Genomic DNA, 11,802 nt, shown 5'->3' with positions numbered 1-11,802 from the left:
CGATCAGTGTAGTGGTTGTGTCGATGTGAAGTCTCTTGACGTAGATTCTCTTGACGTCGATTCTCTTGACATCGAGACAAGTGCTTCGGTGACAAGGTAATCCGTTGGAGACGGTCACCTTCAGGAGGACCCATGTCCGCCCCCACCTGGGACCCCGCCCAGTACCTGCGTCACGTCGGCCACCGCGCCCGCCCCTTCGCCGACCTCCTCGCCCGCGTTCCCGAGCTTCCGGGCGACCCGCCGCGGATCGCCGACCTCGGCTGCGGCCCCGGCAACGTCACCGCCCTGCTCGCCGAACGCTGGCCCACCGCACGCGTCACCGGCTACGACAACTCGTCCGAGATGCTCGACAAGGCCCACGTCGACCACGAGGGCCCCACCCCCGGCGGTGGCCACCTCGACTTCACCCACGCCGACGTCCGCACCTGGACGCCCACCGAGCCGCACGACCTGATCATCAGCAACGCCACGCTCCAGTGGGTCCCGGGGCACACCGGCCGTTTCGCCGACTGGGTGGCCGCACTGAAGCCCTTCGGCACCCTCGCCTTCCAGGTGCCCGGCAACTTCCACGCCCCCAGCCACCGGCTGATGCGCGACCTCGCCCACTCCACGCGCTGGCGCGCCCGCCTCGCCGACACCCTCCGCCACACCGACGCCGTCCTCAGTCCGCAGGCCTACCTGGAGCGCCTCACCGCCCTCGGCTGCACCGCCGACGTCTGGGAGACGACGTACGTGCATCTGCTGCAGGGGGACGACCCGGTGCTGGACTGGGTGAAGGGAACGGGACTGCGGCCCGTCCTGACCGCGCTCGCCGACGATCCCGAGGCGCAGGAGGGGTTCCTGACCGAGTACCGGGCCGCCCTGCGCGAGGCCTATCCCGCCACCGCGCAGGGCACACCGTTCCCGTTCCGCCGTGTCTTCGCCGTCGCTCGCAAGGAGGGTGAGGGGTGATCAGGCCCGGCGGCCCAGGTGGGTGACGAGGATGCGGATCACTTCGTCGTCGATGACGTACAGGATGCGGTAGCCGCCCACGCGGAGGCGCCGAATGTCGACGCCGTAGGCGACGGAGTTGACGGGGCGAGGGTTGTGCGCCAGTTCGTCGATGGCGTTCAGAGCCGCGGCCAGACCGCTCGGGTCCTCCTTCAGGAACCGGGCCGCGGCATCGAGGGCGTGCGGTTCGAAGATGATCTCGTAGGTCACGGGCGTTCGAGCCCCAGCCGCCTCCGTACCTCCGCCATGGGGATGCCCGGCCCGAGCGTGCCCTCCGCCTTGCGCCGCTGATAGTCCGCGACAGCGAGGGCGTCTTCGAGATCCTCTATCACCTGCGGAGACACGAGCAGCGCGGCCACGTGGCCGTGGTCGGTGATGGCGATGGTCTCGCGGCTGTGGGCGGCGCGGCGGACCAGGTCGCCGAGCTGGGAGCGAGCTGCGCTGATCGTGATCTCAGTCATGCGCACATGGTGCCACAAGGTGCACCTTGTGTGTCATTGCTTTCAGCTCTTCCGGTGACCTATCAGCCGAGGCTTCTGCTCCAGCCCGTCCAGCCCGTGCCACGCCAGATTCACCAGATGCGCGGCCACCTCGGCCTTCTTCGGCTTGCGGACGTCCAGCCACCACTGGCCGGTCAGGGCGACCATCCCGACCAGGGCCTGCGCGTACAGCGGCGCCAGCTTCGGGTCGAAGCCGCGGGACTTGAACTCGCGGCCCAGGATGTCCTCCACCTGGGTGGCGATGTCCGAGATCAGCGAGGCGAAGGAACCCGTCGACTGGGGGATCGGGGAGTCACGGACCAGGATGCGGAAACCGTCCGTGTACTCCTCGATGTAGTCCAGCAGGGCGAACGCCGCCTGCTCGCACAGTTCACGGGGGTGGCCCGCCGTCAGCGAGCTGGTCACCATGTCCAGCAGCCGACGCATCTCGCGGTCCACCACCACCGCGTACAGCCCCTCCTTGCCGCCGAAGTGCTCGTAGACCACCGGCTTGGAGACCCCGGCCTTCGCCGCGATCTCCTCCACCGACGTGCCCTCGAAACCTTTCGCCGCGAAGAGGGTGCGACCGATCTCCAGCAGCTGCTGGCGGCGCTCGGCACCGGTCATCCGGGTGCGGCGCGCTCGCCGCGGCTTGTCATTGCTGGGGGTGCTGCTCGAGTCGGTCGCCACAGCGACCATCATGCCGCCTTGACGGTCTCCTTCCCCCGCCGGGAGCCGCCTTCCCCGGTGTTACGGCGCGAATCGATACGCGAGCGTGACGGCCAGCGCACGTCGTACGCCCAGCCCAGCATCTCGAACCAGCGGATCAGCCGGGCCGAGGAGTCCAGCTGGCCGCGCTCCACACCGTGCCGCGCGGACGTCGGGTCGGCGTGGTGCAGGTTGTGCCAGGACTCGCCGCAGGACAGGATCGCCAGCCACCACACGTTGCCCGAACGGTCACGCGACTTGAACGGGCGCTTGCCGACCGCGTGGCAGATCGAGTTGATCGACCACGTCACGTGGTGCAACAGCGCAACCCGCACGAGCGAACCCCAGAAGAACGCGGTGAACGCGCCCCACCACGACATCGTGACCAGGCCGCCGATCAGCGCCGGCAGCCCCAGCGACAGAATCGTCCACAGCACGAACTGGCGCGAGATGGTGCGCAGCGTCCTGTCCTTGATCAGGTCCGGTGCGTACTTGTCCTGCGGGGTCTGCTCCTCGTCGAACATCCAGCCGATGTGCGCCCACCACAGGCCCTTCATCAGGGCCGGGACCGTCTCCCCGTACCGCCACGGCGAGTGCGGGTCGCCCTCGGCGTCGGAGAACTTGTGGTGCTTGCGGTGGTCGGCGACCCACCGGACCAGGGGACCCTCGACCGCCATCGAGCCGGCGATGGCCAGCGCGATCTTCAGCGGCCGTTTGGCCTTGAACGAACCGTGGGTGAAGTGACGGTGGAAACCGATCGTGATGCCGTGGCAGCCGAGGAAGTAGAAGAACACCAGCAGGCCGAGGTCCAGCCAGCTCACTCCCCAGCCCCACGCGAGCGGCACCGCCGCCAGCAACGCCAGGAACGGAACGGTGATGAAGAGAAGAAGGGTGATCTGCTCGATGGAGCGCTTCTGCTCGCCGCCCAACGTGGCGGAGGGCACCGCGGCGTCGGTGTCCTGACCGGGCGTCTTCGGCGCTTCGTCGATCACATCGGAACTACTGGTCATACGCGTCCCCTGGGGGGTTTGTGGATGGAGGCTGTCGCCGGGTGCCGGAACCGCGCAGCACTTCCTACGGTTCCGTAACCTACGGCTTCGTAAGTATGGCAGCGCCTCGCCCGGCGGCAAGAGCCCGCGAGCCTGCGCGTCCCACTCGACACCTATCCTTGGAATCGGTCGGACAGCGCGGTCCGCTCTTGAGTTCTTCCGGATGTCCGGCCTCGTATGCGGCACCGCCGCGCGAGACGCCGTCCGGGTACCCCCTCCCAGACGAGCTTCAACACTGCAAGGAGCCGCACCTGTGAGCAGTGCCGACGATCTGACTACGCGGTCCACGACGACCAGCAGCGAGCTGCGCGCCGACATCCGCCGACTGGGCGACCTCCTCGGTGAGACCCTCGTCCGGCAGGAGGGCCCGGAGCTGCTCGAACTGGTCGAGAAGGTGCGCCGCCTCACCCGTGAGGACGGCGAGGCCGCCGCCGAGCTGCTGCGCGGCACGGAACTGGAGACGGCGGCCAAGCTGGTCCGCGCCTTCTCCACCTACTTCCACCTGGCCAACGTCACCGAGCAGGTCCACCGCGGCCGCGAACTGCGCGCCCGGCGCGCCGCCGAGGGCGGCCTGCTGTCCCGTACGGCCGACCGGCTCAAGGACGCCGACCCCGAGCACCTGCGCACCACGGTCCAGCACCTCAATGTGCGTCCCGTGTTCACGGCCCACCCCACCGAGGCCGCACGCCGGTCGGTCCTGAACAAGCTCCGGCGCATCGCCGCACTCCTCGACACCCCCGTCATCGAGTCCGACCGCCGCCGCCTCGACATCCGGCTCGCCGAGAACATCGACCTGGTCTGGCAGACCGACGAGCTGCGCGTCGTACGCCCCGAGCCCGCCGACGAGGCCCGCAACGCCATCTACTACCTCGACGAGCTGCACGCCGGCGCCGTCGGCGACGTCCTGGAGGACCTGACCGCCGAGCTCGAGCGCGTCGGCGTCAAGCTCCCCGACGACACCCGCCCCCTCACCTTCGGCACCTGGATCGGCGGCGACCGCGACGGCAACCCCAACGTCACCCCCCAGGTCACCTGGGACGTCCTCATCCTCCAGCACGAACACGGCATCAACGACGCCCTGGAGACGATCGACGAGCTGCGCGGCTTCCTGTCCAACTCCATCCGCTACGCAGGAGCCACCGAGGAACTGCTGACCTCCCTCCAGGCCGACCTGGAGAACCTCCCCGAGATCAGCCCCCGCTACAAGCGCCTCAACGCCGAGGAGCCCTACCGCCTCAAGGCCACCTGCATCCGCCAGAAGCTGGAGAACACCAAGCAGCGCCTGGCCAAGGGGACGCCGCACGAGCCGGGGCGGGACTACCTCGGCACCAGCCAGCTGCTCCAGGACCTGCGGATCATCCAGACCTCGCTGCGCGAGCACCGCGGCGGCCTCTTCGCCGACGGCCGCCTGGCCCGCACCATCCGCACCCTGGCCGCCTTCGGCCTCCAGCTCGCCACCATGGACGTACGCGAACACGCGGACGCCCACCACCACGCCCTCGGCCAGCTCTTCGACCGCCTCGGCGAGGAGTCCTGGCGGTACGCCGACATGCCCCGCGACTACCGCGCCAAGCTCCTCGCCAAGGAACTGCGCTCCAGAAGGCCCCTCGCGCCCACCCCCGCGCCCGTCGACGCGGCCGGCGAGAAGACCCTCGGCGTCTTCCAGACCGTCAAGCGGGCCCTGGAGGTCTTCGGACCCGAGGTCATCGAGTCGTACATCATCTCCATGTGCCAGGGCGCCGACGACGTCTTCGCGGCGGCCGTGCTGGCCCGCGAGGCCGGGCTCATCGACCTGCACGCCGGCTGGGCGAAGATCGGCATCGTGCCGCTGCTGGAGACGACGGACGAGCTGAAGGCCGCCGACACGATCCTCGAAGACATGCTCTCCGACCCGTCCTACCGGCGCCTCGTCGCGCTGCGCGGCGACGTCCAGGAGGTCATGCTCGGCTACTCCGACTCCTCCAAGTTCGGCGGCATCACCACCAGCCAGTGGGAGATCCACCGCGCCCAGCGCCGCCTGCGCGACGTCGCCCACCGCTACGGCGTCCGCCTGCGCCTCTTCCACGGCCGCGGCGGCACCGTCGGCCGCGGCGGCGGCCCCACCCACGACGCCATCCTCGCCCAGCCCTGGGGCACCCTCGAGGGCGAGATCAAGGTCACCGAGCAGGGTGAGGTCATCTCCGACAAGTACCTGATCCCCTCGCTGGCCCGCGAGAACCTGGAGCTGACCGTCGCGGCCACCCTCCAGGCCTCCGCCCTGCACACCGCACCCCGCCAGTCGGTGGAGGCGCTGGCCCGCTGGGACGCGGCGATGGACGTCGTCTCGGACGCCGCCCACGCGGCCTACCGCCGCCTCGTGGAGGACCCGGACCTCCCGGCGTACTTCTTCGCCTCCACCCCCGTCGACCAGCTCGCCGACCTGCACCTGGGCTCCCGTCCCTCCCGCAGGCCCGACAGCGGCGCCGGACTGGACGGCCTGCGCGCCATCCCCTGGGTGTTCGGCTGGACCCAGTCCCGGCAGATCGTGCCCGGCTGGTTCGGCGTCGGCTCCGGCCTGAAGGCACTGCGCGAGGCCGGCCTGGACACCGTGCTCGACGAGATGCACGAGCAGTGGCACTTCTTCCGCAACTTCATCTCCAACGTCGAGATGACCCTGGCCAAGACCGACCTGCGGATCGCCCAGCACTACGTCGACACCCTCGTCCCCGACGAGCTCAAGCACGTCTTCGACACCATCAAGGCCGAACACGACCTGACCGTGGCCGAGGTCCTGCGCGTCACCGGCGAGAAGGAACTGCTGGACGCCCACCCCGTCCTGAAGCAGACCTTCGCCATCCGCGACGCCTACCTCGACCCCATCTCCTACCTCCAGGTCGCCCTGCTCAAGCGCCAGCGCGACGCGGCCGCCGCAGGCGAACAGCCCGACCCGCTGCTCTCCCGCGCCCTGCTGCTGACCGTCAACGGCGTGGCGGCGGGCCTGCGCAACACCGGCTGAGCCGCCGCATACGACGAGGGTGCCCCCGGGCTCATAGCGAGCCCGGGGGCACCCTCATGTCGTACGTCAGCCCTGCTGGGACTTCCGGCGCCGGAACACCAGGTACCCGCCGGCCGCGACCAGCACGGCCGCGACACCCGACAGCAGGCCCACCGGGGCGCCGTTGCCGGTCTCGGCGAGGTCACCGCCGGCAGCGCCCTGCGCGGACGGCGACGAGGACGCGACCACACCCTCGCCGGCCGGCGAGCTCGGCGAAGCGGACGCCTCCGCCTCCGCCTCCGGCTCCTGCGACGGAGCCGAGGACGCCGAGGACGACGGCGAAGCCGAACCCGACGGCGCCGAACCGCCCGGCTCCTCGCCCTCGTCCTCGCAGTCCGTCCAGAACACCTTGTGCTTGGCGGAGCCCTTCTCGCCCTCGAAGTTCCAGTACAGCTTGTAGTGCCCGTCCGGCAGCGACATGTCCTCGCTGCGGCCGTGACCCTTGTCGTCCAGCGTGAGCGAGCCGGACTTCACCGTCTCGCCCTTGTTCTCGCTCGGCGGGATGGCGTCGATGTGCCAGTCGACCTCCTGAAGGCCGTCGAACCCGAAGGCGTCCAGGTAGAACGTGCACACGTGCGGCTCGTTGCGCCGCAGCTCCTCGTCGGTCGAGGCATCGTGGATCTTGACTGTGCCGTTGTCGCCGGGAGGCGTGGCATGGGCGGCCGGAGCCAGCAGAAAGGCCGCCGAAACGACGGCGGAGACCGCGCCGACGCGTGTGAGGGTTCGCATGAAGCAGTAGTCCATCTTCGAGAAGTGAACGGGAAGATGTGGAGGGGGCGGCTCAGCATCCTGCCACAGCTGACCGGACGTCAATCACGAACCGGCAACACTCCATCGCCCTGTTAACGAGGCACCCGCCGAAACGACGTCAGATCGCCACGAAAGCGGCCGTGAGCAGCGCGAACCCCGCCCCGGCCAGCACCCACGCGGCCCGCGTCCGCAACAGCCCGCCCGCCACCACGACCGACGCCAGCAGCAGCGCACCGCCGAGCGGAATCCAGGCGTGGAGAATCCCCGCCGGACCGGAACGGACCACGTCGTCGCTGCCGGGCTTCACCACCACCGTGTACGTCCGCCCCTCCCGCACCGCGATCGACTGCTCCAGCACGACCCTCTCGCGCGGCTGCGAACCCTCCGACAACGGCTTGTACGGCCCCGTACAGGCCTGCGCCCCGCACCGCGTCACCTCGACCGTGCCGCGCTCCCGCCCCTTGGTCAGCATCACGTGGTGCGCCGTCCCCCACGACCCCCACACACCCGCGATCAGGATCAGAGCCGCGACCGTACCCATCGCCGCGAACCGCCCGAACCGCAGGACAACACGGGCACTCTGGTGGGCGGCAGTGGCAGGCATGGCCGGGATCATTGGCCATACCCACACGGCCGGTCAACTCCCGCGGGAGACAAGTCAGGAGTTGTACGTACTCTGCGCCCGCTCCAACCCCTCGATCACCAGACACTCCACCGCGTCCGCCGCCCGGTCCACGAAGTAGTCCAGCTCCTTGCGCTCCGCCGACGGGAAATCCCTCAGCACGTAATCCGCCACCGGCATCCGCCCCGGCGGCCGGCCGATCCCGAACCGCACCCGGTGATACCCCGACCCCAACGCCTTCGTGATCGACTTCAGCCCGTTGTGACCGTTGTCCCCGCCACCCAGCTTCAGCCGCAGCGACCCGTAGTCGATGTCCAACTCGTCATGAACCGCCACCACATGCCCCACCGGCACCTTGTAGAAGTCGCGCAGCGCGTTCACCGGACCACCCGACAGGTTCATGTACGACATCGGCTTCACCAGGACCACCCGCCGGCTGCCCGGCCCCGGCGGCCCGATCCGCCCCTCGACCACCTGCGCCTGCGCCTTCCCGGCCCGCTTGAACCTCCCCCCGATCCGCTCCGCCAGCAGATCGGCCACCATGAAGCCCACGTTGTGCCGGTTCATCGCGTACTCGGGCCCCGGATTGCCCAGACCCACGATCAGCCAGGGGGCATTGGCCTCGGTCGTCACGTCCATGTCTCCTTCATACGCGTCGGCCGCTGCCCCGCACGGGAACAGCGGCCGACGAAACGACGACGATGAGGATCAGGCCTCGGCGCCCTCTTCACCCTCGGCCTCGGCACCCTCCGGCGCCTCCTCGGCCTGCGCGGCCAGGACCTGCAGAACCACCGCGTCCTCGTCCACAGCCAGCGTCACACCGTTCGGCAGCGGGATGTCCTTGGCGAGGACGGAGTCACCGGCCGACAGACCCTCGATGGAGACGGTCACGGACTCCGGGATGTGCGTGGCCTCGGCCTCGACCGGCAGCGCGTTCAGCACGTGCTCCAGCAGGTTGCCGCCCGGGGCCAGCTCACCCTCGGTGTGGACGTAGATCTCGACGTTGACCTGCTCGCCCCGCTGGACCAGCTGAAGGTCGACGTGCTCCAGGAAACCCTTCAGCGGGTCACGCTGCACGGACTTCGGAATCGCCAGCTCGTTCTGCTTGCCGTCGATGTCCAGCGCGATCAGCACGTTCGGCGTACGCAGCGCCAGCAGCAGGTCGTGCCCCGGAAGCGTCAGGTGCAGCGGGTCCGAACCGTGCCCGTACAGCACACCCGGAACCTTGTTGTCACGACGGATACGACGCGCGGCACCCTTGCCGAACTCGGTACGCGTCTCGGCGGTGAGCTTAACCTCGGACATGATCACTCCTCGAAGTCAGAAACGGACGTGGTCACCCGGCCACGAACGGCCTGCTACGAAGAGCGCGTCGATTACGGACCGCCGTACGAGCCTCTTCCGAAGCAGTACGGCCTCCCTCGCCGAGCAACTGCAGCAGTCTACTCGGACAGGGAGGCCGCACCCAAAACGATCACAGGGGCCCTGGCAGGCGAACCCTTACTGCTCGTCGAACAGGCTCGTCACCGAACCGTCCTCGAACACCTCACGCACCGCACTCGCGATCGTCGGCGCGATCGACAGCACCTTGATCTTGTCCAGATCACGGCCCAGCTCCGTCGGCGTCGGCAGCGTGTTCGTGAACACGAACTCACTCACCCGCGAGTTCTTCAACCGGTCCGCCGCCGGACCCGACAGCACACCGTGCGTCGCCGTCACGATCACATCCTCCGCACCATGCGCGAACAGCGCATCCGCAGCGGCACAGATCGTCCCACCCGTGTCGATCATGTCGTCCACGAGCACACACACACGACCCTTGACCTCACCCACGACCTCGTGGACGGTCACCTGGTTCGCCACATCCTTGTCACGCCGCTTGTGCACGATCGCCAGCGGCGCACCGAGCCGGTCGCACCAACGGTCCGCCACCCGCACACGCCCGGCGTCCGGCGACACCACCGTCAGCTTCTCCCGGTCCACCTTGCCGCCCACGTAGTCCGCCAGCAGCGGCAACGCGAACAGATGATCCACCGGACCGTCGAAGAAGCCCTGGATCTGATCCGTGTGCAGATCCACGGTCAGCAGCCGGTCGGCCCCCGCCGCCTTCATCATGTCCGCGATCAGACGCGCCGAAATCGGTTCACGTCCACGGTGCTTCTTGTCCTGCCGTGCGTAACCGTAGAACGGCACGATGACCGTGATGGACCGCGCCGACGCACGCTTCAGCGCGTCGATCATGATCAACTGCTCCATGATCCACTTGTTGATCGGAGCCGTGTGGCTCTGGATCAGGAAGCAGTCGGCACCACGCGCCGACTCCTGATAACGGACATAGATCTCACCATTGGCGAAGTCGAAGGCCTTCGTCGGAACGACCCCGACACCCAGCTGGTGGGCGACCTCCTCGGCAAGCTCGGGGTGGGCGCGGCCGGAGAAGAACATCAACTTCTTCTCGCCGGTCGTCTTGATCCCGGTCACAGCACTGTCTCCTCAGAGGTGTCGCAGCTGGGTGTCGAGCAGGCCCTCCCGGCTGGGTGCGGGAAGCCGTCTCAGCTGGTGGGGGTGCGGGTGTGCACTTATCACGGTACGCCCTGTTCAACGCACCGCTTTCCGGTCAGTCTTCGCCATCCGCCTGCCGGGACGCCGCCTCCGCCGCCTTCGCGGCCGCGCTCCCCGGACGCTTACGAGCCACCCAACCCTCGATATTCCGCTGCTGACCACGGGCCACGGCCAGCGAACCGGGCGGCACATCCTTCGTGATCACGGACCCCGCAGCCGTGTACGCACCGTCCCCGATCGTGACAGGCGCCACAAACATGTTGTCCGAACCGGTACGGCAGTGCGAACCCACGGTCGTGTGGTGTTTGTCCTTTCCGTCATAGTTCACGAAGACGCTCGCAGCACCGATGTTGGTGTACTCACCGATCGTCGCGTCACCGACATAGGAGAGATGCGGAACCTTCGTCCCCTCCCCGATCGTCGCGTTCTTCGTCTCCACGTACGTACCGATCTTGCCCCTGAGACCGAGACGCGTGCCGGGGCGGAGATAGGCGTACGGACCGACGGACGCCTCAGGACCGATCTCGGCACCGACGGAGACCGTGTTGTCCACACGCGCGCCGGCGCCCACGCGCGTGTCGGCGAGACGGGAGTTGGGCCCCACCTCGCAACCCTCGGCGAGGTGCGTGGAGCCCAGCAGCTGCGTGCCCGGGTGGACCGTCACGTCCTGCTCGAAGGTCACGGTGACGTCCACCCAAGTGGTCGCCGGGTCGATGACGGTCACGCCCGAGAGCATCGCCTCGGTCAGCAACCGGTCGTTGAGAATCCGGCGGGCCTCGGACAACTGCACACGGTTGTTGATCCCCGCGATCTCCCGGTAGTCACCGGCCACGGACGCGCCCACACGATGACCGGCCTCCCGGAGGATCCCGAGGACGTCGGTCAGGTACTCCTCACCCTGACTGTTGTCCGTACGGACCTTCTTCAGCGCGTCCGCGAGCAGCGGCCCGTCGAAGGCGAAGACACCCGAGTTGATCTCACGGATCGCCCGCTGGGCGTCGGAGGCGTCCTTGTGCTCCACGATCGCCGTGACGGCACCCGTCGCGTCGTCACGGACGATACGGCCGTAACCGGTGGCGTCCGGGACCTCGGCGGTCAGCACGGTGACGGCGTTGCCGTCGGCGGTGTGCGTGGCGGCGAGCTGCTTGAGGGTCTCGGCGGTCAGAAGCGGAGTGTCCCCGCACACGACCACGACCGTCCCGCCGATGGACCCGCCCAGCTCCTCCAGCGCCATACGGACGGCGTGCCCCGTGCCGTTCTGCTGCGCCTGCACCGCGGTGCGGACGCCGGGGGCGACCTCGGCGAGGTGGGCGGTGACCTTCTCACGGGCGTGCCCGACCACGACGACCAGGTTCTCGGGCTGCAGCTCACCGGCGGCGGCGAGCACATGGCCCACCAGGCTGCGGCCACAGATCTCGTGCAGGACCTTGGGTGTGGCCGACTTCATACGGGTGCCCTCACCCGCTGCGAGAACGACGACGGCTGCCGGGCGGTTGGCGCTCACGGGATGCCCTTCGGCTGTGATGGGGGTGGGGGTGGACATCCGCAGGATACCGGGGGGTTTTGCAGGGGGCATGGGTTCGGGTCCTGACCGGGGGGTGCCGGTCA

Annotated in this window: 12 protein-coding genes; 2 read left to right on the top strand and 10 right to left on the bottom strand. The window is 68.8% G+C overall.

What is annotated here, in order from left to right; translation table 11 throughout:
• The first annotated feature begins 132 nt into the window (after positions 1-132).
• Positions 133-951 carry a trans-aconitate 2-methyltransferase gene (locus ACYVMZ_RS23145; protein ID WP_461082646.1) on the top strand — a complete coding sequence of 273 codons (819 nt, stop codon included), beginning with the start codon at positions 133-135 and terminating at the stop codon, positions 949-951.
• Here ACYVMZ_RS23145 and ACYVMZ_RS23140 read toward each other — a convergent pair whose 3' ends face one another.
• Genes ACYVMZ_RS23140 through ACYVMZ_RS23125 form a run of 4 tightly spaced genes read right to left on the bottom strand, consistent with a single transcriptional unit; the run spans position 952 to position 3,187 of the window.
• Positions 952-1,200, bottom strand: a complete 249-nt coding sequence (locus tag ACYVMZ_RS23140) for a type II toxin-antitoxin system RelE family toxin (RefSeq protein WP_461082644.1) — start codon at positions 1,198-1,200, stop codon at positions 952-954.
• A complete protein-coding gene (locus ACYVMZ_RS23135) occupies positions 1,197-1,451 on the bottom strand; it encodes a type II toxin-antitoxin system Phd/YefM family antitoxin (protein WP_461082642.1) in 255 nt (84 codons plus the stop codon). Before ACYVMZ_RS23135 ends, ACYVMZ_RS23140 begins: the two co-directional genes overlap by 4 nt.
• Before the next feature lie 42 nt (positions 1,452-1,493).
• The gene (locus ACYVMZ_RS23130) at positions 1,494-2,171 is read right to left on the bottom strand and encodes a TetR family transcriptional regulator (protein ID WP_461082640.1); all 678 of its coding nucleotides are present in this window, start codon (positions 2,169-2,171) and stop codon (positions 1,494-1,496) included.
• A complete protein-coding gene (locus ACYVMZ_RS23125; protein WP_461082638.1) occupies positions 2,168-3,187 on the bottom strand; it encodes an acyl-CoA desaturase in 1,020 nt (339 codons plus the stop codon). The genes ACYVMZ_RS23130 and ACYVMZ_RS23125 overlap by 4 nt, the downstream gene beginning before the upstream one ends.
• Positions 3,188-3,479: 292 nt before the next feature.
• Here ACYVMZ_RS23125 and ppc point away from each other — a divergent pair, with 292 nt between their 5' ends.
• Complete coding sequence (gene ppc / locus ACYVMZ_RS23120; protein ID WP_461082636.1) at positions 3,480-6,221, top strand: phosphoenolpyruvate carboxylase; 2,742 nt, start codon at positions 3,480-3,482, stop codon at positions 6,219-6,221.
• A gap of 66 nt (positions 6,222-6,287) precedes the next feature.
• On the opposite strand, the gene ACYVMZ_RS23115 is transcribed toward ppc, so the two are convergent.
• From ACYVMZ_RS23115 to glmU, 6 genes are all read right to left on the bottom strand, one after another.
• Entirely contained in the window at positions 6,288-6,989 is a 702-nt protein-coding gene (locus tag ACYVMZ_RS23115; protein WP_461082634.1) for an LPXTG cell wall anchor domain-containing protein, read from the bottom strand.
• Between the two features lie 139 nt (positions 6,990-7,128).
• Positions 7,129-7,626: a hypothetical protein gene (locus ACYVMZ_RS23110; protein ID WP_461082706.1), complete on the bottom strand. Its 498-nt coding sequence runs from the start codon at positions 7,624-7,626 to the stop codon at positions 7,129-7,131.
• A 42-nt stretch (positions 7,627-7,668) separates the two neighbouring features.
• Positions 7,669-8,271 (bottom strand): aminoacyl-tRNA hydrolase, encoded by a 603-nt coding sequence (gene pth / locus ACYVMZ_RS23105; RefSeq protein ID WP_461082632.1) that lies wholly within the window; start codon positions 8,269-8,271, stop codon positions 7,669-7,671.
• 69 nt (positions 8,272-8,340) lie between these two features.
• Positions 8,341-8,937, bottom strand: a complete 597-nt coding sequence (locus ACYVMZ_RS23100; protein WP_461082630.1) for a 50S ribosomal protein L25/general stress protein Ctc — start codon at positions 8,935-8,937, stop codon at positions 8,341-8,343.
• 195 nt (positions 8,938-9,132) lie between these two features.
• Entirely contained in the window at positions 9,133-10,113 is a 981-nt protein-coding gene (locus tag ACYVMZ_RS23095; protein WP_461082628.1) for a ribose-phosphate diphosphokinase, read from the bottom strand.
• Positions 10,114-10,249: 136 nt separating this feature from the next.
• Positions 10,250-11,698: a bifunctional UDP-N-acetylglucosamine diphosphorylase/glucosamine-1-phosphate N-acetyltransferase GlmU gene (gene glmU / locus ACYVMZ_RS23090; RefSeq protein WP_461082626.1), complete on the bottom strand. Its 1,449-nt coding sequence runs from the start codon at positions 11,696-11,698 to the stop codon at positions 10,250-10,252.
• Positions 11,699-11,802: the final 104 nt, after the last annotated feature.

Source organism: Streptomyces deserti (genome assembly GCF_054782695.1).
Note: the sequence above shows the minus strand (reverse complement) of the source record. Positions and strands in the feature narration are given on the sequence as shown.